The following is a 25829-nucleotide window of genomic DNA, read 5'->3' on the forward strand; positions in this document are numbered from 1 at the left end:
GAAGGCCCGCCGCATCTTCCCCTATCTTCTCGCTACCTGGAGGTTGCATGAGCAACGCGCGCCCGCTTTCCGAGCTTTTCCCCCGTCTGGATGAGATTCCCGAAGCCTATCGTCCGGACGCACCGGTGACGCAGCGCGATTATCTGGTCGATGGCGAGTTGATGCACTGGGACGGCCCGCTGGCCGAAGTTCGCAGCCCGGTGTTTCTGCGCGAGGCCGATGGCAGCGAGCATCAGGTGGTCCTCGGCAGCACGCCGTTGCTGGATGCCGACGCCGCGTTGCGTGCATTGGACGCCGCTGTCGCCGCCTATGACTACGGTCGCGGTGCCTGGCCAACCATGCGCGTGGCCGAGCGCATCGCCCATGTCGAGAGCTTTCTGGCGCGCATGCGCGAACAGCGCGACGCGGTGGTCAAGCTGCTGATGTGGGAGATTGGCAAGAACCTCAAGGATTCGGAGAAGGAATTCGACCGCACCTGCGACTACATCGTCGACACCATCCATGCTCTGAAGGAACTGGACCGCAGCTCCAGCCGCTTCGAGCTGGAGCAGGGTACGTTGGGGCAGATCCGTCGGGTACCGATGGGCGTGGCGCTGTGCATGGGGCCGTACAACTACCCGCTGAATGAAACCTTCACCACGCTGATCCCGGCGCTGATCATGGGCAACACGGTGGTGTTCAAACCGGCCAAGTTCGGTGTGCTGCTGGTACATCCGCTGCTCGAAGCCTTCCGCGACAGCTTCCCGGCCGGCGTCATCAATGTCATCTACGGTCGAGGCCGCGAGACGGTCAGCGCGCTGATGGCCAGCGGCAAGATCGACGTGTTCGCCTTTATCGGCACCCACAAGGGCGCCGCCGATCTGAAGAAACTGCACCCGCGTCCGCACCGCCTGCGCGCCGCGCTGGGGCTGGATGCGAAGAACCCGGGCATCGTTCTGCCGGATGTCGATCTGGACAACGCCGTGGAAGAGGCGGTGACCGGTGCGCTGTCGTTCAATGGCCAGCGTTGCACGGCATTGAAGATCCTCTTCGTGCATGAGGCGGTGCTCGATGGTTTCCTCGAACGCTTCGCTGCGCGGGTCAACGCGCTCAAGCCGGGCATGCCCTGGGAGCCCGGCGTCGCGCTGACGCCGCTGCCCGAGCCGGGCAAGACCGATTATCTGCATGCGGTGCTCGAAGACGCCGTGGCCAAGGGCGCGCGAGTGGTCAATGCCGGCGGCGGCGAGTCGCACCAAACCTTCTTTCATCCGGCGGTGCTGAGCCCGGTTGATTCGTCCATGCGTGTCTATCACGAAGAGCAGTTTGGCCCGCTGGTGCCGGTAGTGCCGTACCGCGACCTGCAGGAAGTGATCGACTATGTGACCGCCTCCGACTACGGCCAGCAGCTGTCGATCTTCGGCAACGATCCGGCGCAGGTCGGCGAGCTGGTGGATGCCTTCGTCAACCAGGTCGGTCGCATCAACATCAATGCCCAGTGCCAGCGCGGGCCGGACAGCTACCCGTTCAATGGTCGCAAGAATTCCGCCGAAGGCACGCTGTCGGTACATGACGCCCTGCGCGTGTTCTCCATCCGTACCCTGGTGGCGACGCGCTTCAACGAGGCCAACAAGGAGCTGGTCGACCGGATCATTCGTGACCGCCAGTCGAGCTTCCTGACCACCGACTACATCTTCTGACGGAGCGCCACGATGGCCGCACCCGTGCTCGCCCAGCCGCTGTTGCTGGGCATGATGCGCCTGCTGGAATACCCCGAGTTGGGCGAGCCCCAGGCGTTGCTGGGCTTTATCGAACGCTGTGTCGAGCGCGGGCTGAACGGCTTCGACCATGCCGACATCTATGCCGGCGGGCAATGCGAGGCGCACTTCGGCGCGGCCCTGCGTCAGGCACCCGGGTTGCGCCAGCGCCTGCAGATCATCGGCAAGGCCGATATCGTGCCGGCGGAGCAAGACTGTTCGCGCTGGCGGGTCAAGCATTACGACTCCAGTGCCCGCTATCTGCGCCGGGCGGTGGACGATAGCCTGGCGCGGCTGGGTGTCGAGCGGCTCGATGGCTTCCTGCTGCATCGCCCGGACCCGCTGCTGCAGGTCGACGAGGTGGCCGACACGCTGAACGACCTGATCGCCAGCGGCAAGGTCGGCTGGGCCGGGCTGTCAAACGCCGGCATCCTGCATTGCCAGGCACTGGCCCAGTGCGTGCCGCTGCGCTGCAACCAGATCGAGCTGTCACTGCAGGCCCAGGACTGGGTGTGGGATGGCGGTTTGCATGCGCTGCAGGCTGCCGGTCTGCAGGTGCTGGCCTGGTCGCCGATGGCCGGTGGGCGTTTCGGCGAGCGACTGCGCAGTGCGCTCGAAGAAGTCGCCGCGGATCGGGGCGCAACGGCCAATCAGGTGGCGCTGGCCTGGCTGCGGCAGCTACCCGGTCGTCCGTTGCCGATCCTCGGCAGCCTGCGCTGGGAGCGGATCGAGGAGGCGCTGCTGGGCGCTGAACTGGAGCTGGACCGTCCCGCCTGGTTCTACCTGAGCGAAGCGGCCCGCGGGCATGAGGTGGCCTGAGGCAGGGGAGATCTGTCCGCTATCTAAGGTGGAAAATGCTTCGCAGTTTTCCACCCTACGCGAGGTTCGTAGGGTGGATGACGCTTCATCCATCTACCGCGGACATCTGCGATGGTTCGGCATTTCCCGATTAGGAACGCTATCGATCAATGGGCCCTGTGCGTGGTCCAAATTGGTGCGCGGCTGTGCTAGGGTCGCGTCCGCCGCGGGACGACCCGCTGGCATGTCGAATCGTGCGGGGACGGCCCTGCAGTTGATGGAGTCATCGTCATGCATTCGGCCTGGATCATGTTGACCATTGCCGGCCTCCTGGAAGTAGGTTGGGCCATTGGCCTCAAGGCTTCCGAAGGCTTCACCCGCCCGCTGCCGAGCGTGCTCACCCTGGTGGCCATGGCCGCCAGCTTCTTCCTTCTCGCCCGCGCAATGCAGGTATTGCCGGTGGGTACCGCCTATGCCATTTGGGTCGGAATCGGTGCGCTAGGCACTGTAGCCCTGGGTATTGTCATCTTCGGCGAGAGTGCTTCGACCGCGCGGCTCGTCAGTGTCGTGCTGCTGCTGGCGGGGTTGGTGGGGTTGAAGCTGACGGCCTGACGCGCAGCGCCGTGTCCTGACGTGCGCGCAAGGCGGTTTGCGCACTCGGCCTTCCTGCAATTGGTGGGCAGAAGCCCACCCTACGGTGCCAGCAGACGTCGTAGGGTGGATGACGCTTTATCCATTCACCGCTTCGATGGCGCAGATGTGCGAGTCGTCTCGTTCGTACCGGGCCGGCTGGGAGAGTCGGCCCTCCTGCATCTGGTGGGCTGAAGCCCACCCTACGGTGCCAGCAGGCGTCGTAGGGTGGATGACGTTTTATCCATCCACCGCTTCGATGGCGCAGATGTGCGAGTCGTCTCGTTCGTACCGGGCCGGCTGGGAGAGTCGGCCCTCCTGCATCTGGTGGGCTGAAGCCCACCCTACGGTGCCAGCAGGCGTCGTAGGGTGGATGACGTTTTATCCATCCACCGCTTCGATGGCGCAGATGTGCGAGTCGTCTCGTTCGTACCGGGCCGGCTGGGAGAGTCGGCCCTCCTGCATCTGGTGGGCTGAAGCCCACCCTACGGTGCCAGCAGGCGTCGTAGGGTGGATGACGTTTTATCCATCCACCGCTTCGATGGCGCAGATGTGCGAGTCGTCTCGTTCGTACCGGGCCGGCTGGGAGAGTCGGCCCTCCTGCATCTGGTGGGCTGAAGCCCACCCTACGGTGCCAGCAGGCGTCGTAGGGTGGATGACGTTTTATCCATCCACCGCTTCGATGGCGCAGATGTGCGAGTCGTCTCGTTCGTACCGGGCCGGCTGGGAGAGTCGGCCCTCCTGCATCTGGTGGGCTGAAGCCCACCCTACAGTGGTAGCAGGCGATGGTGCGCGCACTTGCCGGTTTTGTTCAGCGAATCTCGATGCGCTCCAGCAGGTACTTCTTCGCTCCGCTATCACCCACTCGCGTGGCTTCTTCGGCCAGGCGCAGGGCGCGTTCCAGGTCCTTCTGCGTCAGTGCGGCATCAATCGCCTGGCGGTAGTAGGCCGAGGTTTCTGGCAGTACTGCCGGTCCCGGCGTGCCGGGCAGTTCGTTGCCCATTTCCTGGCCGATGCTGTAGCCGGGCACGTAGCCCTTGGCCGGGGCATTGGCGTCACGGTCGGGGATCATCACCAGCCTGATCACCCCCACCGGCGAGTGCGGCGCCACTGGATCGGGAATGCTCGGCGGCTCGTTGCCCGCTGCCTTGGCATAGGCCTTGGCCGGGTGCTGCAAAACGGTCTGCCCGGCCATCTGTGCGTCGCTGGTGTAGAGGATCAGGTAGCGCTCGTTGCCAGGGTGTTCAGGCTGGGAGCGGTCGATGCGGATGCGTGCATCCAGGCTGTCGCCTTTCAGCCCGGTGGGCGGCACGTAGGTGAAATCGTCACCATCCAGCAGTCGGGTCGGGCGCATGCGGCTGTCCAGCAGCATGGCGTTGGGCGCCAGCACGCTGCTGCCGGCCTGGCTGTAGAGACGGATCTCGAATGAGGGGCCGCCGGCCGGCAGGCTGAAGGCGCGGAAGAAACTCTTGCCGGTCTCGAAGCTGTAAGCCGGCGCCTGGGTGTCGATCAGCACGTCACCGGTGAAGCCGGCTTCGAGTGGCTGGTACGGCAACTGGTCGATCCCACTGCAGCAGGTCGGGGCGGCGGCCAGCGCACTACGCGCCTGTTCGATCGGCCGTTCCAGCGGCTTGGGGCTGGTGGTGAGGGCATCGACCCGGCGCAGCGGTTCGCTACCGCAGCCGGTGAGCGCCAGGATCAATAGCCCGGCGGTAAGAAAGGACAAGCGATGCATGATGGTTCTCCGAACAAAAAATGCCCCGACCTGCCAGCGTCGGGGCAAAGGCACCGTCAGGACGGTGGGAGCGGAAAGGGCGCCGTCGCGGTTGGCGCAACGGCGTTCAAACGGTGCGGTTTACCACCAGGCCTCGGCCTGCACGCCGAAGGTGATGCCGTCGTCGTCACCGGCATCGATGGACTCGCTGGCGGCCTGGTAACGTCCGCCGTCCCATTTGGCGTAGGTGGCGAACACGCGGATCTGCGGGCGCGCCCAGAAGCTGTTGCCCGCCGACCACTGCTGGGCGAGGGTGAGCTTCTTCAGGTCGCGGCTGCGCTCGCCGTCGGCCTGCGGATCAACGCGGTCATAGCCGAACTCCAGCGCGGTGCTCATCACGTCGCTCCACTTGTACACCGGGCGCACGCCGAAGCTGGCCCAGGTCTGCCCGGAGTCGTTGTCGAAGTCGCGGTCCTCGTAGATCTGCACGTACATCATCTCGATGTTGTCGGTCAGGCCGACCACGCCCTGGTTGACCAGGCGGAACATCTTGCCGTCGCTGTTACCGGTGTTGTTGCGCCCGCTGCTGCCGATGATGCCGTCGGTGCCGTACTGCAGGGCGAGCTTGTTGTAGCCGCCGAACCAGTCGCTCTGGGTGTGCTCGAGGGTGACCAGATGACCTTTCTGGTCCTGGTAGCCGGGGTCGCGCTCCTGCTCGTCGGTGAGGTTGGCCTTGCCGTAGTCGTAGCCGATCTCCAGCTTGCCGCCCGGGTTGACGTCGATCTCGGCGAGGCGGAAGTCGAGGGTGTCGTTGGCCAGGTTGGTGCCAGTGCCCGAACCCTGGTAGACCCAGTCGCCGTCGGTGTTGCGAATCCACGCCACGCTCGCCTTGGCGAAGCCCAGGTCGATGTCTTCGATACCGGCGCCGGGGCCGGAGACGTCCCAGTAGTAGTAGTCGTTGATGTGCACGTCGTGGCGCTTGTAGTAGCGCTTGCCGGCCCAGATCGCCGCGCCCGGCAGGCTCGGGATGAGGTTCTTGCCGACCACGTTGAACTGGCGGATGGAGGTGGTGCCGGCCTCGTCGAAGGGGTTGTTCTCGCCGCCGTTGGTGTCGGTGCCGGTGGCTTCCCAGTCGTTACCCTGGTCGGAGCGGTAGGCGATCATGCTGTCGACGTAGAAGCTGCGGTTGCCTTCGCTCCACACCTCCTGGCCGAGGCCGATCTCGGCGTAGGTTTCGCATTCGTTGCCCAGGCGATATTTCGCCGGTGCACCGGCGGCCTGGAAGCAGGCCTGGTCGCCGCCGCCGGCCGTGGCGCCGACGCCCGAACGCAGATAGCCGTGGAAGTCGACCGCCAGGGCCGGGCCGCCGACCAGCAGGGCGGCAAGCAGGCAGGCGGGTTTGAGGACGAACAGGGGGTGCGCGGTGTGCTTCATGACGAGGTCCTTGTTTTTCTTGTTAATGCCGAATCGATCACGCCGTAGCTGCCTGCCAGGGGCGGCGCAGCTGGGTGGCAGAAGCCTCGGGGATAGGAACGGCGGCAGCATCCTCCCGGCAGCGGATTTCGCTGGCGCAGGGCGAGGGCGTACCAGGGATGAGAACGGCGTAATCCCCGGGGTGGGGATGAGACGAGAGGGGTGCAGATGATTGCCAGGGGCCTTCGGCCTGGCCACTACGCCGCCTGCAACTGGGCGGGGGAGGTTGGTGACGGGGGCGTGCAGGGGCAGCCTGCGGGTGCCGGTCGAAGACCCGGCCGGCGTTCATCCTCGTCTGGCGGCCTTGCCGTCGGATACCCGTACAAGCACAAGAACCGGAGTATTGCGATGAGCCACATCCTGCGTGCCGCCGTATTGGCGGCAGTCCTGCTGCCGTTTCCCGCATTGGCCGATCAGGCCGGCAAGAGCCCGGCCGGGGTTCGCTACCACGGCGGCGACGAAATCATCCTCCAGGGCTTCCACTGGAACGTCGTCCGCGAAGCGCCCAACGACTGGTACAACATCCTCCGCCAACAGGCCTCGACCATCGCTGCCGACGGCTTCTCGTCAATCTGGATGCCGGTGCCCTGGCGTGACTTCTCCAGCTGGAGCGAAGGCGGCAAGTCCGGCGGCGGCGAAGGTTACTTCTGGCACGACTTCAACAAGAACGGCCGCTATGGCAGCGATGCCCAGCTGCGCCAGGCCGCCGGGGCGCTGGGTGGTGCCGGGGTGAAGGTGCTCTACGACGTGGTGCCCAACCACATGAACCGCGGCTACCCGAACAAGGAAATCAACCTGCCGGCCGGTCAGGGCTTCTGGCGCAACGACTGCGCCGATCCGGGCAATTATCCCAATGACTGCGACGACGGCGACCGTTTCGTCGGCGGCGATGCAGACCTCAACACCAGCCATCCGCAGGTCTACGGCATGTTCCGCGACGAGTTCGCCAATCTGCGCAGCCAGTACGGCGCCGGCGGCTTCCGCTTCGATTTCGTCCGCGGCTTCGCACCGGAGCGGGTCAACAGCTGGATGACCGACAGTGCCGACAACAGCTTCTGCGTCGGCGAGCTGTGGAAAGGCCCCTCGGAATACCCGAGCTGGGACTGGCGCAACACCGCCAGCTGGCAGCAGATCATCAAGGACTGGTCCGATCGGGCCAAGTGCCCGGTGTTCGACTTCGCCCTCAAGGAGCGCATGCAGAACGGCTCGATCGCCGACTGGAAGAACGGCCTGAACGGCAACCCCGACCCGCGCTGGCGCGAGGTGGCGGTGACCTTTGTCGACAACCACGACACCGGCTATTCGCCCGGGCAGAACGGCGGGCAGCACCACTGGGCGCTGCAAGACGGGCTGATTCGCCAGGCCTACGCCTACATCCTCACCAGCCCCGGCACGCCGGTGGTGTACTGGTCGCACATGTACGACTGGGGCTACGGTGACTTCATCCGCCAGCTGATCCAGGTGCGCCGCGCGGCTGGCGTGCGCGCGGACTCGGCGATCAGCTTCCATGAAGGCTACAGCGGCCTGGTCGCCACCGTCAGCGGAACCCAGCAAACCCTGGTGGTGGCGCTCAACTCCAACCTGGGCAATCCCGGCCAGGTCGCCAGCGGCAGCTTCAGCGAGGCGGTCAATGCCAGCAACGGGCAGGTGCGGGTATGGCGCAGCGGCGCCGGGAGCGGTGGCGATAACGGTGGTGGTGAGCCCGGCGCCTTGGTCAGCGTCAACTTCCGCTGCGACAACGGTGTGACGCAACCTGGTGACAGCGTCTACGCGGCCGGTAACGTCAGCCAGCTTGGCAACTGGAGCCCAACATCGGCCGTGCGCCTGACCGATACCAGCGGCTACCCGACCTGGAAAGGCAGCATCTCGCTGCCTGCCGGCCAGAACGTGGAATGGAAATGCCTGATCCGCAATGAGGCCAACGCAACGCTGGTGCGGCAGTGGCAGGGCGGGGCGAACAACCGCCTGACGCCCAGCGAAGGCACCAGTACGGTCGGGCGCTTCTAGCCCTAAGAAGCACGAGCACCTGTGGCCCGCCTCGCCTATGTGAGGCGGGTTTTTTGTTGGCGGCACCGTTGTGTTGGGTTCGGCCGTGGTTCCTGGTAGCCGCGTGGCTGTTGCTGGGATCGTTGTGGTGGGTTGAAGCCCACCCTACGGCGGCTGGTCCAGCTGCGGATTTTGAGCGAGACAGCGCAGGTGCTGCTGGTACCTACAGGGACGACTGCCGTTGCGAGTCGCACGCTTACGCGTAGGGCGAGATTGGCCGCATCGTAGAATGGGCTTCAGCCCACCGCAGCGGAGCTTCGCCTTGCAGCCAACCTTCAGGTTCCCGCTGTGGCGATAGCGTCGCCCCACCCGCGCGGCTCATACCTCTTGGGCGTTCTGAACATCTGCCAATTGCCAACGAATCGCCTGGGCTTCGGCCTGGCGTAGCTCGTCGAGCAAGGCATCGCGGCCGGGGTTTCGCTCGTTGGCCAGTGCGCCGCTGGCGAGCAGGTCGGCATGCAGGGCAGTGGCTTTATTCCGGAGCCAGGCCAGGCGCTGCAGGGTAAGCGGCGTGCAGCTCTGCCCGCTGAGGTCGTCCTTCACGTCCAGCCAGTGCGAGCGCCAGGCCTCCTGCAGGTATAACCCGCCTAGATCGCCAGCCAGCGCGTTGCGCCAGCGACGCATCAGGCCGCTCAGCCAGTCCAGCACGCCCTGGCTGGCACCACGGGCGGCGAGTTCTCGCTGCAACCGCTCGTAGGCATCCAGCGCGATGCGTTTCTCCAGCTCGAAATCCGCCAGTGCCCATGTCTCGCTTTGCTGTTCCAGACGCAGCAGGCAGGCGAACAGCTGGCGCGTCTCGAAACGCTCGGCGGGGTGAAAGCCAGGCGAGGCCAGGCCGTCGCTGTTGTACTGGCGCAGCGGGTCGAAGGGGTAGAGGTAGCCGAAATCGAACAGGCGGATGCGGCCATCGTCCAGGGTATTGCCAGGCGCCAGATCCCATTCGAACAGGCCGGCCAGCAGCAGGGCGATCAGCAGGTCGAACAGCTCGACGAGCTGACGTTCGTCCCAGCGATCGATGCGCCGGCCTTCGACCCAGGGCGACAGCACGATGCCCTGCTGCAGCGAGGCGTACTGCGTCGGCACGATGCCGGCCAGGCGTTCGGCCTGCTCCGGCGTGCGCATCAGCCGGGCAAGGTCGCGGCGGCGCTGCAGCTCGTTGAGAAAGCTCGTCTGGCCGTCCGGGTTCTGCACACGACAGGGCCGCCGGGCGACCTTCAGCGCCCAGTCGCGCCCGGCCAGCTGCACGCGGTAGACCCGAGCGGTCAGGCCGTCGTCGAGACAGGCGCGCACCCAGGGCTCGTCGCCACGCACCGCCGCCAGTTGTTCCGGTGGCAGCGGGCAATCCTCCGCGCGGCCCAGGCGAAACTCGGTGCCGCTGGCGAGAAAGGCCAGCTGGGCCTGGCGCCGTGCCGCTGCGGTCAGCGAGGCGGCACTCATCGTGCCTGCACCACGATGACCTTGTCCTCGCCCAGCTCGCGGGCGAAGGCATAGGGCTGGCCGGGCGAAAGCAGTTTGTGTTCACCCGCGCCGATGGCCGGATGGCGCGCACGGAACTGACCAATCCGCTGCCAGTGCTCGATCAGTGCGGCAACTTCAGGGCGTTGGTGTTCGGCCCAGTTCATCGAACTGCGGGTGCCCTGATACGGGTCCGAACCGCTGGCACCGAAGGCGCGCGCGCTTTCGTCGCCGTAATAGACCTGCACCGCGCCGGGCGCCAGCAGCAGGGCGGCGGCGAGGCCGCGCTGGCGGGTCAGGTCACCCTTGGCGAGCTGGTTGAACAGCGCTGTGTCGTGGGACGAGGCGTAGCTCAGCAGGTTGTGCCCGGGCGTCTCGGCCAGGCGCCTGGCATAGTCGGCGTAGCTGGGTTCGGCGGCGGCGAGGCAGTCGCTGGCAGCCACGGCCTGCTCCTGAAAGTCGAAGTTGATCAGCGCATCGAAGCCCTGGTTCAGATAGTCGCTGGCTTCGGGGCCGTGGCCGAACACTTCGCCGACCATCCAGAACGGCTCGCTGGCCATGGGATCGTCCGGGTTGGTACTAGCCCAATCGGCGCGGGCGCGCTCCGCGGCGGCGCGCAGTTCGGCCCAGGTGGCGGGTTCGACATGCTTGACGGTGTCGACACGAAAGCCGTCGACGCCGAACTCGCGGACCCAGCCGGTCAGCCATTCGATTAGGTAGTCGCGCACGCGGTAGCCTTCGCGCGGCTCGGCACGGGTCTGCGCCTTGCGCGCGAGAAACTCCGGCAGCGCGACGACCGCCTCGGACTCGGTGCGGAAATCCGGCAGAAAGGCAAGCGAGCCCTTGAGCGGATCGACCGTGCTGCTGGGCGGTGTGTCGTAATCGGCGATGCCGGCCCGCACCCAGTCGCGGCCCCACCAGGCGGCCCAGCTCGGGTGCTCGTAATCCACCAGGTTGTGGTAGGCGTGCAGGTTCTCGTGGGGCTCCGGCTGCCAGGCGCTCCACTGCTCGGGCAGGTAGTCGGCCATGCCGTCGCGCAGGGCGCCGAAGCCCTGTTGCTGCATGTCCTGCAGGGTCGAGTAGCCGGGGTGGTTCATCACCACATCGAAGAGCACGCGGATGCCGCGGGCATGGGCCGCGCTGATGAGGGTGCGCAGGTCGTTCTCGCTGCCCATGTTGGCGTCGAGCTGGGTGAAGTCGAGTGCGTAGTAGCCGTGGTAACCGTAGTGGCGGAAGTCGCCGCGATCGCCGCCGCCGACCCAGCCGTGGATCTGCTCGTAGGGCGCGCTGATCCACAGCGCGTCGACGCCCAGGCTGGCGATATGGTCGAGCCGCTCGGTCAGCCCCTTGAGGTCGCCGCCGTGGAAGGTGCCGATCTCCTGTTCTCCATCCGGCTCGCGGCCATAGCTGCGGTCGTTGCCTTGATCGCCATTGGCGAAGCGGTCGGTGAGCACGAAGTAGACGATCGCGTTGCGCCAGTCGTGCGGTGCCGGTTTGGCCGGCTCGGCGGCTTCGAGCAGCAAGAGGCCGTCGCTGCCGGTGGCGGGGTGCAGCCTGACCCGGCCGTCGCGGACCACCGTCGTGGCGCCGGACAGCGCGTCGCGCAGGGTCTGGCCATCGCGGAACACGTCGCCAACCGCCACCTCCACCGCGCCGCCATCCCAGGCCTGGCAGACCGACGCAGCCGCCTTCGGTTCGGCGGCCTTGATCGGCAACAAGCGCAGCGCCGCGTCCGGGCCGGTCTCGACGATCAAACGATAGCGCCCGGCCTCGGGCACTTCGTAGCGGTAGGCGCTGTCTTTGCCAAGCGGCTGACGACGGAACGGCGCAAGCGCGCTGTTTTCGACGCCTGCTTGCGGCATCACCAGATGCAGCCGACCGGGTTCAAGTTCCAGCTCCGTGTCGTAGCGATCGGCTGCCAGCGGGTTCCAGCTCGGTGACAGCGGCTGGTCGTTCAGGCGAACGCTCAGCTCGGGAGCGGCGAGGCCGGACAAGGGCAGGGCGAGGCCGAACAGTAGCGGTAGGACGGATAACCGGTGGGCACGCATCAGATGTGGCTCCATTATGCTTTTTCGCTACATTTGACCGCGCGTTTGCAGCTGGGTATAGGCGTAAACGCTAGTCTGATGGCGTATTTTGTGTGGCTGCGACCAACTATCTACGCCCCGCTTCTACGCCCTCCGCCCCCTTGGGGAGGAGGATGCACATGGCATAGGACGCGCCGAGGATGGAACGACTGCCAGAGCCTCAGGCCGGCAGCAGGTGGAACAACTAATAAGAAGCCACGAGGAAAGCGAAGCATGAACAAGAAATTCTGGTGTATCGCCACCGTCGGCCTGGCGGCCACCTTCAGCCTGCCGCTACCGGCGCTGGCGGCGATCGAGGAAGGCAAGCTGGTTGTCTGGATCAACGGCGACAAGGGCTATAAAGGCCTGGCCGAAGTTGGCAAGAAGTTCACCGCCGAAACCGGCATCCCCGTCGAAGTGGCCCATCCCGACAGCGCCACCGACAAGTTCCAGCAGGCTGCGGCCACCGGCAACGGCCCGGACATCTTCATCTGGGCCCACGACCGCATTGGCGAATGGGCCAAGAGCGGCCTGCTCACCCCGGTTACCCCCAGCGCCGACACCAAGTCCGGCATCGCCGACTTCTCCTGGCAGGCGGTGACCTACGACAACAAGCTGTGGGGCTACCCGATTTCGGTGGAAACCATCGGCCTGATCTACAACAAGGCGCTGGTGGACACCCCGCCGAAGACCTTCGATGACGTTCTCGCGCTAAACGAGAAGCTCGCCGCCCAAGGCAAGCGCGCCATTCTCTGGGACTACAACAACACCTATTTCACCTGGCCGCTGCTTTCGGCCAAGGGTGGTTACGTATTCGAGCAGAACGACGGCGGTTACAACGTCAAGTCCACCGGGGTTAACAACGCTGGCGCCAAGGCCGGTGCGCAGGTGCTGCGCGACCTGATCGACAAGGGTGCAATGCCCAAGGGTGCCGACTACAGCGTGGCTGAGGCGGCGTTCAACAAAGGCGATTCGGCGATGATGATCAGCGGCCCCTGGGCCTGGTCGAACATCGAGAAGAGTGGCATCGACTTCGGCGTAGCACCGATTCCGGGTGTCGACGGCGAGCCGGGCAAGCCCTTCGTTGGCGTTGCTGCGGCGCTGCTCAACGCCGCCAGCCCGAACAAGGATCTGGCCGTGGAGTTCCTCGAGAACTACCTGCTGCAGGTCGAGGGGCTGAAGACCGTGAACGCCGACGTGCCGCTGGGCGCCGTGGCCAACACGGCCTACATGGAAGAGCTGTCTGCCAACCCGCACATCAAGGCGACCTTCGAGAACGCGCAAATGGGTGAGCCGATGCCCAACGTGCCGGAGATGGGCGCGTTCTGGTCATCCATGGCCGCTGCGCTGACCAACATCACCTCCGGCCGACAGGACGTCGATGCCGCGCTGGATGATGCCGCCAAGCGCATCACCCGTTGAACCCGTCGCCGGCCGCCTGCACAGGCGCGCCGGCAGACTAAGCTCCGTTCATATAGGTTCTTCTCCCGTGAATGCCCGTGCCGAGTTGCCCAGCCCTGCCATGACCCGTTCGACTCCCTGGGGCCTGCCCCGCCCCGTGACCACAGGCCTGCGCTGGCTGCTTTGGCTGGCCTTCAATGCCTTTGCGCTGTATCTGGTGGTTGCCCTCTACGTTCAGGGGCAGATGGCATTCGCCCTGCTCGGGCTGGTGGTCTCGGGCATCGCCAGCTACCTGTTCATCAACCGGCGCATGTACGCGCAGCGCTACATCTTCCCGTCGGTGGCGGGGATGCTGGTGTTCGTGATCTTCCCGCTGCTCTACACCGTGGGCATCGGCTTTACCAACTACAGCGGCAGCCATCTGCTGAGCCAGGCACAGGTCGAGCGTTATCACCTCAATCAGACCTACCTGGCCGGCGAGCGCTTCCGTTTTACGCTGCATCAAAGTCCTGATGGCGAGCGTCTGCGCATCGACAAGGGCGAGCAGGGCGTGTTCGTCAGCCCGCCGTTGACCGGAGAGCCAGACGTCGAAGCGCCGCTTTCCCTGCAACCGGCCGAAGCCGCTGGTGAGTTGGGCGATGCGCTGGCGCTGCGCGAGGTGATACAGCGACGCAAGGCGCTGGAACAGTGGGTGATGCAGGCCCCGGACGGCAGCCTGCTGCGGCTGTACGGGCTACGCGAGGTGGCGGCGGTGGAGCCGCAATATCGGCAGGATGGCCCCGGCGTGCTGGTCGACAACCGCACGGGCGCGCGGCTGACCGCCGACATGGAGCGCGGCTTCTATGTCGACGAAACCGGCAAGGCTGTGCCACCGGGCTTCACCGTGTTCGCCGGCTTCGCCAACTTCTCCCGGGTGCTGACCGAGCCGAGCATCCGCGAACCCTTCATGCAGATCTTCGCCTGGACCTTCGCTTTCGCCGGCCTGACGGTGGTCTTCACACTGGCCTTGGGCCTGGTGCTGGCCAGCCTGCTGCAGTGGGAACTGGTGCGCGGCAAGGCCTTCTACCGACTGATGCTGATCCTTCCGTATGCGGTACCGGCATTCATTTCGATCCTGGTGTTCCGCGGCCTGTTCAACCAGAACTTCGGTGAGATCAACTTGCTGCTCGACAGCCTGTTCGGCATGCGCCCGGACTGGTTCAGCGACCCGGCCCTGGCGCGCACGATGATTCTCATCGTCAACACCTGGCTCGGCTACCCGTACATGCTGCTGCTGTGCATGGGGCTGCTGCAGGCCATCCCGCGGGACCAGTACGAGGCATCGGCGATCGACGGCGCCAGTCCGCTGGACAACCTGCTGCGCATCACCCTGCCGCAGCTGATCAAGCCGCTGATGCCGCTGCTGATCGCAAGCTTTGCCTTCAACTTCAACAACTTCGTGCTGATCACGCTGTTGACCCGCGGCGGCCCGGACATCATCGGCGCGACCACGCCGGCCGGCACCACGGATCTGCTGGTCAGCTACACCTACCGCATCGCCTTCCAGGACTCCGGGCAGGACTTCGCCCTGGCCGCGGCGATCGCCACGATGATCTTCCTGCTGGTGGGCGCCATGGCGCTGCTCAACCTCAAACTCTCGAAAGTGAAGGTATAAGGAGAACCGCATGGCCATGGTGCAACCCAAATCCGCCCGTTACCGGCTGTGGGCAACCCACGCGGCGCTGCTGGCGTTCGTTGCGGTGATCCTCTTTCCGCTGCTGATGGTGATCTCGATTTCCTTCCGCGAGGGTAACTTCGCCACCGGCAGCCTTTTCCCCGAGAACCCGACGCTGGAGCACTGGTCGCTGGCGCTGGGCATCCCCTACACCCACGAGGATGGCAGCGTCACCCAGCCGCCATTCCCGGTGCTGCTGTGGCTGTGGAATTCGGTGAAGATCGCGCTGGTCAGCTCGGTGCTGATCCTGCTCTTGTCGACTACCAGCGCCTACGCCTTCGCACGCATGCGTTTCGGCGGCAAAGCGCCGATCCTCAAAGGCATGCTGATCTTTCAGATGTTTCCGCCGGTACTCTCGCTGGTGGCCATCTACGCGCTGTTCGACCAGCTTGGTCAGCACGTCAGCTGGCTCGGGGTGAACAGCCACGGCGCGGTGATCGTCGCCTCGCTGGGCGGCATGGCACTGCATATCTGGACCATCAAGGGTTACTTCGAGAGCATCGATGCCTCGTTGGAGGAAGCCGCCATCGTAGATGGCGCGACCACCTGGCAGGCGTTCTTCCATATCCTGTTGCCGATGAGCGTGCCGATCCTGGCGGTGGTGTTCATCCTGGCATTCATCACCAGTGTCACCGAGTACCCCATCGCCTCGGTGCTGCTGATGGACGTGGACAAGCTGACCCTGTCGGTGGGTGCCCAGCAGTACCTGTACCCGCAAAACTACCTGTGGGGTGATTTCGCCGCGGCGGCGGTGCTCTCCGGGATACCTATCACCGCGGTGTTCCTCTACTGCCAGAAGTGGATCGTCGGCGGTCTTACCGCGGGCGGCGTGAAGGGCTGAAGGATATAGCGAAACAGGGCGCGAGACCGGGGAGCGGAAGCCATGCGAGCCGGTGCGCCAGGCCACGACGAGAACAATAACGAGAACAGGGAGCCGTCCATGAATGCCTCGATGCCAGCCTTGCTGCCGCTGATCCCCACCAAGCTGGCGATCCCCATGCTGCCGCCGGGCCTGCTCGAACGCCCACGACTGGACGAGTGGCAACTGCGCCTGCCACAGGTACGCCTGGCCGTGCTGCATGCGGCCAGCGGCTTCGGCAAAACCACCCTTGCAGCGCAATGGGCGCGGGCCTTCGATGGCCGCGTCGCCTGGCTACAGCTGCATGCCAGCGATAACCTGGCGCTGCAGTTCGCCCGCTACCTGACCCAGGCGCTGGACCGCCAGCTCGATGCCGGTTGCCCGCTATCCGCTGCACTCGCCGAGCAGGGCCAGGTCTCGCTGGATGCGCTGTTCACTCAACTGCTGGCCGAACTGCCGGGCGAGCACGAGGCGATCCTGATCGTGCTCGATGAATTTGAAGTGCTGCACGAGCGTGAGCTGATCGCCGGGCTGCGCTTCTTCCTGCGGCATATGCCCTGCTGGATGACGTTGCTGGTGTGCAGCCGCCGGCTGCCGGAGCTTGGCGTTGCCGAGCTGCGGGTCAAGCATCAGCTGCTGCTGCTCGATGCCCGCCAGCTGGCGTTCGAGGACGACGAGGTGCAGGCCCTGCTGGAGCTGGGCGTGCCGGTAAACATCAACCGCGAGCAGGTCGAACGGCTCAACCGCCGCATCGGTGGCTGGCCCTGCGCACTGCAGCTGGCGCTGCAGGAAGTGCAGACCAGCCGCGGCATGGACCTGTTTCTGGAAAACCTGCTGCTTGGCCACCCCGATATCCGCGACTACATGCGCGAACAGGTGGTCGAGGGTCTGCCTGAAGACCTGCGTGGTTTTCTTGAAGCCACTTGCCTGCTCGATCGCTTTGATGCGGCACTGGCCGACCGCCTGACCGAAGCCTGCCACGGCCGCGAAATGCTCGAGCGGCTCGAGCGCAGCGGGCTGTTCATCCAGCCGCTGGACAGCCTGCGTCGCTGGTACAGCTATCACCCATTGTTCGCCGTGTTCCTGCAGGGCGAGCTGCGCACCCACCAGCCGCAGCGGGTCAATCAGCTGCATCTGCGTGCCGCCGAGGCGCTACTGGCCGAAAACATGCCCGAAGAGGCCGCACGGCACGCGGTGCAGGCGAGTGATCCGCAGCAGGTCGCGGAAATTCTGCAGCGCCACGGGCGCGCCTTCTATCGTCAGGGCCGTCTCGGGCTATTGCAGCAATGCCTGGAAACCCTGCCAGAACCGGTAATCGCCGGCTCGCCGCTGCTAACCCTGTTGCAGGCCTGGGTGTCGCAGAACTCCTATCAGTTCGATCACGTCGAGCGCTGGTTCAAGGCCAGCGAGCTGACCCTGCAGCGCAGCTGCTCCGAACAGGATTGGGCGCGCATTGTCTGCGAGTTCAATGCCGTCCGGGCGCAGGTGGCGATGAACCAGGGCGATGAACAACGCGCCATCGCACTGGCTCAGGAGGCGCTGACCCGCGAACCGCTGATCATGCGCACCTCGCGCGTGGCAGCGATGTCAGGGCTAGCCGAGGCGCATTTCGTGCAGGGGGCACTGCCGCAGGCGCAGAAGCAGTACGAGGAAGCCGAGCGTCGCGCACGGGAGATCAATGCTTCGCATCTGGTGGTGTGGAACCTTGGCCAACTGTCTGAAATCGCCATCGCCCAGGGGCATCTGCAGAAGGCCTACACGCTGCAGGAAAGGGCCATCCAGTACATCGAACAGCAGAACCTGCAGGCCACGCCGATTGTCGAGTTCATCTACCGGGTACGCGGTCAGGTGCTGCTGGAGTGGCATCAGCTGGATGCCGCCGAGCAGTGCGCGCTGCAGGGCATCCAGATTCTCGACGAACTTGGTGACCAGCGCTGGCGCCTACAGAGCCACGCACTGCTGGCCGGCGTCGCCTACGCCCGCGGCCAGCAGAATGCCTGCGCCGATTACATCGGCCAGATGCAAACGATGCTCGCCGATGATCGCTACCACATCGACTGGCTGGCCAATGCCCATGCGGTGATGCTTGCTTATTGGGATTCCAGCCAGGACCGCGAGGCAATTCGTCAATGGCTGATCAGTGCGCCACCGGTCAGCGCTGGTGCCAACCACTTCTCCCAGCTCAACGCGCGCAATCACGCCCGTGCCCATGTATCGCTGGGGCAGCTGGACAGCGCGTTGCCGATCCTGCGCCAGTTGCTGACCGACGCCGAGTGTCACGGTCTGCTGATGGACCGCAATCGCAACCACATCCTCCTGGCGCAGCTGCACTGGCTGCGTGAAGAACGCCAGCAGGCGCTCGACCATTTGCAACGGGCCATGACCTTGGCCAGCGGCAGCGGCGCGATCGGCAGCTTCCTGCGAGTCGGCAAGCCGATCATCGGCATGCTCAAGTGCCTGCTGCACGAGCGCACCCTCGACGAGCCGGAAGCCCAGCGTGCCACGCGGCTGATCCAGCTGGCGCAGCAGCAGCGCGACTTCAGCCGCGCCATCCGCATCACCCTCGACGAGGCGGTGATCCAGGACATCATCAACCGCCCCGACGTGCCCGAGCTGATCCGTCGCTCACCGCTGACCCGGCGCGAATGGCAGGTGCTCAGCCTGATCCACGCCGGGCAGTCCAACGAGCAGATCGCCGATCACCTCAACGTCGCGCCCACCACCATCAAGACGCACATCCGCAGCCTCTACCAGAAGCTCAACATCACCCATCGCAGCGAAGCGGTGCAGCTGGCACGCGACCTGCTGAGCAAGATTCAGGGGGACTAGGCCCGCTCGCCGCCGCCGATGCGACCGGCTATGCTCGCGGGCCGTACAGCACAACAGGGATGTGGCGGATGATAACGACAGCTCAACGAACCGGCCGGCGCCCGCTCGGCGCAGCACAGCACGACGGAGGCCGCCCATGAGCCTGGCCCGCGTGCTGTTTATCGCCGCCGTCCTGGGTCTCGGCTACAAACTGTGGAGCGGCCATCAGCAGGAGGCATTGCTCCAGGCAAGCACGACAAGCAGCCCCTCGGGGTTCATCTCGGTGGCGATGCCCGGTGGTGCGCGCCCGGGCGTGGTGATGGTTTTTGCGCCGGTCAACTGTCCTTCTGATGAAGCGCGGCGGGCCGACGAGCTGGCGGCCGGGCTGTCCCGCATGGGCATCGCGGTGCAGCGCTCCAGCCACTTCAGTACCGAGACGAGCAACCCCGACGCCGAGCAGCGGGCCCAGCTGCAGCGCACCGTCGCGGTGCTCAGCGGTGGCATTCCCGCCGTGTTCTTCAATGGCATGGGCAAGGCCAACCCGACCCTTGACGAGGTGGTGGCCCAGGTTCGCGCGCCGCGCTGAGCTCACCGGCAATGCGCCGATAGCGCTTGGACTGCAGGGCGCCGCTCAGCCCTTCCACTGCGTCCGGGCGAAGGCGGGCAGGGTGTTGGCGCGCTGTGACGCTGAGGCCAGGTGGGGGAACGCGCCGTCCGGCGCCAGCGTGTCGGGCAGGGTGAGGCGGGCGAAGTCATAGGCGACCACCGCGCTGATATCCACCTGACTCATGCGCTCGCCCAGCAACGGTCGCTCGCCGCGCTCGGCCTGGCGTGCGTCCAGCAACGCCAGCGCGCCGCGCGCCTGATCCTCGCAATGACGATACCAGTCGTCCCAGACCAGCCCTTCCGGCCGCCGATCGCGCTCGTAATACGCCGCCACGGTTTTCTCGCAGGCACCGACGGCAAAGGCCAGCAGGTTCATCGCTTCGATGCGCTCAGTGCCGGACAGCGGCAGCAGTGCGCGCTCGGCGCCCGCCTGCTGATCGAAATAATCGAGGATGGCATTGCTGTCGATCAGCACCTGCCCATCGTTCAGCACCAACGCGGGCACTCGACCCAGCGGCGAGTACTCGCGAATCTTCAGACTATCCGTCAGAACGCTGAGCGGTTCGTTGGTGAACGGTATGTCCAACAGATGCAGGCTGACGCCGACGCGGCGGACGAAAGGCGACATGTAGCGACCGATCAGTTTCACAGGCAATGCTCCGAAGGCGAGGGTGAACAGTGCATCAACCCTAGTCGAGCCCGCCGGTGGATGCGAAGGCATCGTGCGGAACCATCTATCGCCTCGTCCGTTGGCCGCCGGGCGGGGGAGGAGGAGTGCAGCGCCTGGCTGTGGCACCCTCGGGCTTTCAGAGATGGAGACGTTGCCATGGCGATGAGCGAGAAACAGAAGATGCTGGCCGGTGAGCTTTACTACCCCGGTGACCCGGAGATCGTTGCCGATCAGGCCGCGGCCAAGGCCTGGATGGTGCGCTACAACGCAGCACTCGCCGCCTCGCCGGACGAGCGCCGGGCGCTGCTGGCCGAGCGGCTGGCCTCGGTCGGTGCCGGTGCGGTGATCCGCCCGCCGTTCCACTGCGACTACGGCTACAACATCCACCTGGGCGAAGGCGCCTTTCTCAATTTCAACTGCGTGATTCTCGATGTGGTCGAGGTGCATATCGGCGCCGGTGCGCAGATCGGCCCGGCGGTACAGCTCTACACCGCCGACCATCCGCGTGATCCCGAGGCGCGCCGTTCGGGAGTGGAGTTCGGCCGGCCTATCCATATCGGTCGCAACGTCTGGGTCGGTGGCGGGGCGATCATCCTCCCGGGTGTGACGGTAGGTGACGACGCGGTGATCGGCGCCGGCAGCGTGGTCACCCGTGACGTGCCGGCCGGTGCCACGGTGGTCGGCAACCCGGCGCGGCTGCGCTGACCGGCTCGCTGTCGCCGTCTACGCCCTCGGCAAGCGGGCGGTCTACGCCCGGCCCTTACGCCTGCAACAGCCCGCCGCCGGAGGATGTTGCGACCGGTTGCCGCACCTAGAGTGGCCACATCTTCACTGGTCACTCATAGGTAACGTGGCATGTCCGAGCAACTTCAGAATTGGTGGCGCGGCGGGGTGATCTATCAGGTCTACCCACGTAGTTTCTTCGACAGCAACGGCGACGGCGTGGGCGACCTGCCCGGCGTGCTGCACAAGCTGGACTACATCGCCAGCCTCAACGTCGACGCCATCTGGCTGTCGCCTTTCTTCACCTCGCCGATGAAGGATTTCGGCTACGACGTGGCCGATTACCGCGGCGTCGATCCGCTGTTCGGCACGCTGGACGACTTCGTCCGGCTGGTCGAGGCGTGCCACGAACGCGGCATGCGCGTGCTGATCGACCAGGTACTCAACCATTCCTCCGACCAGCATCAGTGGTTCGTCGAAAGCCGTTCCAGCCGCGACAACGACAAGGCCGACTGGTACGTCTGGGCCGACCCCAAGCCGGACGGCACCGTGCCGAACAACTGGCTGTCGGTGTTCGGCGGTCCGGCCTGGAGCTGGGACAGCCGGCGCCGGCAGTACTACCTGCATAACTTCCTCTCCAGCCAGCCGGACCTGAACTTCCACTGCCAGGCTGTGCAGGATCAGGTGCTCGATGATATGGAGTTCTGGCTCAAGCTCGGCGTAGACGGGTTCCGCCTGGATGCCGCGAACTTCTACTTCCACGATGCCGAACTGCGCGACAACCCGTCAAATACCGAGATTCGCGAAGGCAGCATCGGTGTGCGTATCGACAACCCTTACGCCTACCAGCGCCATATCTACGACAAGACACGGCCGGAAAACATGGATTTCCTCCGTCGTCTGCGTGCCCTGCTGCAGCGCTATCCCGGCGCGTCCTCGGTGGCCGAGATCGGCTGCGACGAGTCGCTACGCACCATGGCCGCCTACACCAGCGGCGGCGACACGCTGCACATGGCGTATTCCTTCGACCTGCTCACCGAGCAGTGCAGCCCGGCCTATATCCGCCACACCGTGGAAGGCATCGAGCGCGAACTCGCGGACGGTTGGTCGTGCTGGTCCATGGGTAACCACGACGTGGTGCGGGTGATGACGCGCTGGGCGCTCAATGGCCGACCCGACCCGGAGCGCGGCCGGTTGCTGATGGCACTGTTGTTATCACTGCGTGGCAGCGTTTGCATGTACCAGGGCGAAGAGCTGGGCCTGCCGGAAGCGGAACTGCGCTACGAAGATCTGGTCGATCCGTACGGCATTACCTTCTGGCCGGAATTCAAAGGGCGCGACGGATGCCGCACGCCGATGCCGTGGCAGAGCGAGGCGCATCATGCCGGCTTTACCGGGAGCCAGCCGTGGTTGCCGGTGGATGACTCGCACCGCTCGCTGTCGGTGGCGGCGCAGGAAGCCGATCCGCATTCGATGCTCAACTGTTATCGGCGTTTTCTCGGCTGGCGACGTGAGCAGCGCCTGCTGATCGAGGGCGATATCCACATGGTCTACCATGACGACGCCCTGCTGGTGTTCGAGCGGCGCCTCGGCGAGCAAGTCTGGCTGTGCCTGTTCAACCTGGGCGACGTGCCGCGCAGCTATGAGCTGCCCGGGCAGGCGGTGCCGCTGGTGGACGTGCCGGCCAGCTTCGCCGAATACGATGGGCAATGGGCACGGCTGCCGGCCCATGGTTTCGGCTACGTGCGGCTCGAGGGTTAAGCGAGTTGGCAGCGGTGGGCCAGCCCGCCGCTGCAAATAGAGAGTGCATGGCGGCATCCAACGGAGAACAACAACGATGGCCAGTGTCACGCTGCGCGACATCTGCAAGAGTTACGACGGTACGCCGATCACCCGGCATATCGACCTGGATATCGAAGACGGCGAATTCGTCGTCTTCGTCGGCCCATCCGGTTGCGGCAAATCCACCCTGCTGCGATTGATCGCCGGGCTGGAGGACATCACCTCGGGCGATCTGCTGATCGGCGACCAGCGGGTCAATGACCTGCCACCCAAGGATCGCTCGGTGGGCATGGTCTTTCAGTCCTATGCGCTTTATCCGCACATGACCGTTGCTGAGAACATGGCCTTCGGCCTCAAGCTCGCCAGCGTCGACAAGCGCGAGATCGCGCGCCGCGTGGAGGCGGTCGCGGAAATCCTGCAACTGGAAAAGCTGCTCGAACGCAAACCCAAGGACCTCTCTGGCGGTCAGCGCCAGCGCGTCGCCATCGGCCGCACCATGGTCCGCGAGCCGAAGGTCTTCCTCTTCGATGAGCCCCTGTCGAACCTCGATGCTTTCCTCCGCGTGCAGATGCGCATCGAGATCGCCCGTCTGCACCAGCGCATCCGCTCCACCATGATCTACGTGACCCACGATCAGGTTGAAGCCATGACCCTGGCCGACAAGATCGTCGTGCTCAATGCCGGCGAAATTGCCCAGGTCGGCCAGCCGCTGCATCTGTACCACTACCCGAAGAACCGTTTCGTGGCTGGCTTTCTTGGCTCGCCACAAATGAACTTCGTCGAGGTGCGGGCCATTTCCGCCAGCCCTGAAGCCGTCACCATCGAGCTGCCCAGCGGTTACCCACTGACCCTGCCGGTGGACGGCAGCGCGGTGAGCCCCGGCGACCCGCTCACCCTCGGCATTCGCCCCGAACACTTCGTCATGCCGGAAGAGGCCGACTTCACCTTCCACGGCCAGATCACCGTGGCCGAACGGCTGGGCCAGTACAACCTCCTGTACCTCACGCTGGAGCGCCTGCAGGACGTGATCACCCTTTGCGTCGACGGCAACCTGCGCGTCACCGAAGGTGAAACCTTTGCCGCTGGCCTCAAGGCCGACAAGTGCCACCTGTTCCGTGAAAACGGTGAGGCCTGCACCCGGCACTATCGGGAGCCGGCGATTTACGGATGATTGGTTCAATACGCTGTGCGTAGAAGGGCAGCGCTGCGACAGGGCTCAATCGCCCTGCCGCACCAATCAGGGACTAGGGCAGCTTCGCGCTGCAATTGCAGCAGGCGTCTGAACCAAGGGGCGCGACGCTAGGGGCGGTGCCCGCCGGCGTTGTCCTTCGCCCCATCCACCCTCCGCAAACACCGCGTTTGCAATGCTGCGCCCGATGGAGACTCGATAGGGCGCTATAGGGTGTACCATCGGGCTCTGCTCATCAGATAGTAGTCAGCCATGTCCACGCTAAGCGAAGAGAGCCGCCAGATCGTAGCTTCTCTGGCGCACCGTGCTGGTCCCGATGCTGACACTGCACGAATTGCCGAAGCGATCGTCGCGATACTGCAGGATATACGCGCAGCCCTTACGCCCATCATTGGTCAGCAAGGCGTGATCGCGCTTTATCGCCGCAGCCTGCATCTGTGTGCATCCACCCATCCTCGTTTGGCCTGCACGTATGACAATTTGCAGACGCCGATGGATCTGATTGAACTCAAAACCGTACTCGTCGAGCAGGACGAAAGCGACGCGCAGTTTTTCGGTGAGATGTTGCTGACTACTCTCTACGAGCTGCTGACCACGCTGATCGGGCCCTCGCTTACCGCACGTCTGCTTCGTGGCGTGTGGCAGCCTTCTTTGAGTGAAACCCCTTCGCAGGAAAATTCGCCATGAGCACCAAAGTAGCTATCAACCGTCTGGCCACCGGCGTGCCAGGACTGGACGAGGTGCTGGGCGGAGGCCTTCCGGAGTTTTCGTTCAACCTCATTGCCGGTCCGCCTGGCTGCGGCAAAACCACCCTCGCGCACCAGATGATGTTTTCCCTGGCGACGCCTGAACGCCCGGCGCTGTTCTTCACCGTGCTCGGCGAGCCGCCGCTGAAGATGCTGCGTTATCAGCAGCAGTTCGACTTCTTCGACAGCGAAGCGATAAACCGGTCGATTCGCTACATCAACCTGGCCGACGACACCCTGGCCGGCGATCTGGACGAAGTGCTGCGGCGTATCGTCAGTGAAGTCGAGGCGCACTCCCCGTCGCTGGTGTTCGTCGACTCATTCCGCTCCGTGGTGCTGGCCAGCCAGACTCAGGACAACCCGAACAACAACCTGCCGCAGTTCATCCAGCAATTGGGCATGTTGATGACCACCTGGCAGGCAACGACCTTCCTGATCGGTGAATACTTCACCGAAACCGACACCAACCCTATCTTCACCGTGGCCGATGGGCTGATCTGGCTGCGCCAGAGCGTCGAGCGCAATTCCATGGTGCGCAAGATGGAGATCATGAAGATGCGCGGCCAGCCGACAGTGCCTGGGCTGCACACCTTCCGCATCACCACCTCGGGGGTCAAAGTCTTCGCCCCGGCAATCCCCAATTTCTCGGTGGAGGCACCACCGGAGCACCCAATCAAACGCTTGAAAATGGGCGTGCCCAAGCTGGACGAAATGCTCGGCGGGGGCCTGCCTCGGGGCTACTCGTTGCTGGTGGCAGGGCCGTCGGGATCGGGTAAGAGCATTTTGGCCGCGACCTTCCTGGCCGAAGGCGCGCGCAATGGCGAAACCGGCGTAATCGCCGTGTTCGAGCAGCGGCCCAGCTACTCGCAGAATCCCAAGTTGGCCAACCTGATCATGAGCGGGCAGGTAGGTTTGGTGGACAGCCGTGCCCCGGATCTTTCCATCGACGAAGTCGTCCAGTTACTCCTGAGCGAGATCAGCCGATTGAATGCTACCCGGGTGGTGATCGATTCGCTTTCGGGCTTCGAACTGGCGCTGGCGCCGACCTTCCGAGAGGACTTCCGTGAGTCATTGTCGCGCATGGTCACGGCGCTGACGGGGGCCGGGGTCAGCGTGTTGATGACCTCTGAGCTGGAGGACCGTTACACCGACTTGCGCTTCAGCCCCTACGGTACGGCGTTCATGACCGACGCGATCATCGTGCAGCGCTATATTGAAGTGGAAAGCCGCTTGCTGCGCATCATGGCGGTGGTCAAGGTACGCGCCAGCGCGCACTGCAATGAGTTGCGCCAATACCACATCGACGAAAACGGCCTGCAGATTCGCGACATGCTGCCGGATCAAGAAGGACTGCTCGGTGGCCGACCGACGAACAGAGTGCAGGACCGCCACACGCAGGACATAAAAAATGTTTGA

The 25829-nt window shown here is 64.9% G+C and carries 19 protein-coding genes; 14 read left to right on the forward strand and 5 right to left on the reverse strand.

Annotated features, from left to right (window positions below; genetic code table 11):
- Positions 1-47: 47 nt before the first annotated feature.
- The 3 genes from EA798_RS03725 (at position 48) to sugE (ending at position 3143) form a co-directional block, all read left to right on the forward strand.
- Positions 48-1676 carry an NADP-dependent glyceraldehyde-3-phosphate dehydrogenase gene (locus EA798_RS03725; RefSeq protein WP_122098088.1) on the forward strand — a complete coding sequence of 543 codons (1629 nt, stop codon included), beginning with the start codon at positions 48-50 and terminating at the stop codon, positions 1674-1676.
- 12 nt (positions 1677-1688) lie between these two features.
- Positions 1689-2552 carry an aldo/keto reductase gene (locus tag EA798_RS03730; protein ID WP_122098089.1) on the forward strand — a complete coding sequence of 288 codons (864 nt, stop codon included), beginning with the start codon at positions 1689-1691 and terminating at the stop codon, positions 2550-2552.
- 270 nt (positions 2553-2822) lie between these two features.
- Positions 2823-3143, forward strand: a complete 321-nt coding sequence (gene sugE / locus EA798_RS03735) for a quaternary ammonium compound efflux SMR transporter SugE (RefSeq protein ID WP_003283584.1) — start codon at positions 2823-2825, stop codon at positions 3141-3143.
- An 829-nt stretch (positions 3144-3972) separates the two neighbouring features.
- Here sugE and EA798_RS03740 read toward each other — a convergent pair.
- Both EA798_RS03740 and EA798_RS03745 read right to left on the reverse strand, forming a co-directional pair.
- Positions 3973-4896, reverse strand: coding sequence for a MalM family protein (locus EA798_RS03740; RefSeq protein ID WP_122098090.1), 924 nt, complete (start codon positions 4894-4896; stop codon positions 3973-3975).
- 120 nt (positions 4897-5016) lie between these two features.
- A complete protein-coding gene (locus tag EA798_RS03745; RefSeq protein ID WP_106157695.1) occupies positions 5017-6309 on the reverse strand; it encodes a maltoporin in 1293 nt (430 codons plus the stop codon).
- A gap of 387 nt (positions 6310-6696) precedes the next feature.
- On the opposite strand from EA798_RS03745, the gene mta reads away from it, so the two are divergent.
- Entirely contained in the window at positions 6697-8355 is a 1659-nt protein-coding gene (mta, locus tag EA798_RS03755; RefSeq protein ID WP_038663198.1) for a glucan 1,4-alpha-maltotetraohydrolase, read from the forward strand.
- Positions 8356-8712: 357 nt separating this feature from the next.
- On the opposite strand, the gene EA798_RS03760 is transcribed toward mta, so the two are convergent.
- Together EA798_RS03760 and EA798_RS03765 are read right to left on the reverse strand one after the other, a co-directional pair.
- Positions 8713-9831 carry a hypothetical protein gene (locus EA798_RS03760; RefSeq protein ID WP_122098091.1) on the reverse strand — a complete coding sequence of 373 codons (1119 nt, stop codon included), beginning with the start codon at positions 9829-9831 and terminating at the stop codon, positions 8713-8715.
- Positions 9828-11897, reverse strand: coding sequence for an alpha-amylase (locus tag EA798_RS03765; RefSeq protein WP_122098092.1), 2070 nt, complete (start codon positions 11895-11897; stop codon positions 9828-9830). Before EA798_RS03765 ends, EA798_RS03760 begins: the two co-directional genes overlap by 4 nt.
- A gap of 252 nt (positions 11898-12149) precedes the next feature.
- On the opposite strand from EA798_RS03765, the gene malE reads away from it, so the two are divergent.
- From malE to EA798_RS03790, 5 genes are all read left to right on the forward strand, one after another.
- Positions 12150-13337 (forward strand): maltose/maltodextrin ABC transporter substrate-binding protein MalE, encoded by a 1188-nt coding sequence (gene malE / locus EA798_RS03770; RefSeq protein ID WP_122098093.1) that lies wholly within the window; start codon positions 12150-12152, stop codon positions 13335-13337.
- 67 nt (positions 13338-13404) lie between these two features.
- Positions 13405-14970, forward strand: coding sequence for a maltose ABC transporter permease MalF (gene malF / locus EA798_RS03775; RefSeq protein ID WP_208643705.1), 1566 nt, complete (start codon positions 13405-13407; stop codon positions 14968-14970).
- Between the two features lie 10 nt (positions 14971-14980).
- Positions 14981-15871 (forward strand): maltose ABC transporter permease MalG, encoded by an 891-nt coding sequence (gene malG / locus EA798_RS03780; protein WP_038663183.1) that lies wholly within the window; start codon positions 14981-14983, stop codon positions 15869-15871.
- Positions 15872-15970: 99 nt separating this feature from the next.
- Positions 15971-18718, forward strand: coding sequence for an HTH-type transcriptional regulator MalT (gene malT, locus EA798_RS03785; RefSeq protein WP_122098095.1), 2748 nt, complete (start codon positions 15971-15973; stop codon positions 18716-18718).
- A 136-nt stretch (positions 18719-18854) separates the two neighbouring features.
- A complete protein-coding gene (locus tag EA798_RS03790; RefSeq protein WP_122098096.1) occupies positions 18855-19283 on the forward strand; it encodes a hypothetical protein in 429 nt (142 codons plus the stop codon).
- Positions 19284-19328: 45 nt separating this feature from the next.
- Here EA798_RS03790 and EA798_RS03795 read toward each other — a convergent pair whose 3' ends face one another.
- A complete protein-coding gene (locus EA798_RS03795) occupies positions 19329-19952 on the reverse strand; it encodes a glutathione S-transferase family protein (RefSeq protein ID WP_122098097.1) in 624 nt (207 codons plus the stop codon).
- A 177-nt stretch (positions 19953-20129) separates the two neighbouring features.
- Between EA798_RS03795 and EA798_RS03800 the strand changes: the two genes are divergently transcribed.
- The 5 genes from EA798_RS03800 to EA798_RS03820 all read left to right on the forward strand — a co-directional run bounded on the left by EA798_RS03800 (position 20130) and on the right by EA798_RS03820 (position 25829).
- Positions 20130-20678 carry a sugar O-acetyltransferase gene (locus EA798_RS03800; protein WP_122098098.1) on the forward strand — a complete coding sequence of 183 codons (549 nt, stop codon included), beginning with the start codon at positions 20130-20132 and terminating at the stop codon, positions 20676-20678.
- A 150-nt stretch (positions 20679-20828) separates the two neighbouring features.
- Entirely contained in the window at positions 20829-22457 is a 1629-nt protein-coding gene (locus EA798_RS03805; protein WP_122098099.1) for an alpha-glucosidase, read from the forward strand.
- A 76-nt stretch (positions 22458-22533) separates the two neighbouring features.
- The gene (gene malK / locus EA798_RS03810; RefSeq protein ID WP_122098100.1) at positions 22534-23649 is read left to right on the forward strand and encodes a maltose/maltodextrin ABC transporter ATP-binding protein MalK; all 1116 of its coding nucleotides are present in this window, start codon (positions 22534-22536) and stop codon (positions 23647-23649) included.
- A gap of 270 nt (positions 23650-23919) precedes the next feature.
- On the forward strand, positions 23920-24354 hold the full coding sequence (locus EA798_RS03815; protein ID WP_244221249.1) for a hypothetical protein: 435 nt from the start codon (positions 23920-23922) through the stop codon (positions 24352-24354).
- Positions 24351-25829, forward strand: coding sequence for an ATPase domain-containing protein (locus tag EA798_RS03820; RefSeq protein ID WP_106157707.1), 1479 nt, complete (start codon positions 24351-24353; stop codon positions 25827-25829). Before EA798_RS03815 ends, EA798_RS03820 begins: the two co-directional genes overlap by 4 nt.

The organism is Pseudomonas songnenensis (assembly GCF_003696315.1).
Classification (GTDB): Bacteria; Pseudomonadota; Gammaproteobacteria; order Pseudomonadales; family Pseudomonadaceae; genus Stutzerimonas; species Stutzerimonas songnenensis.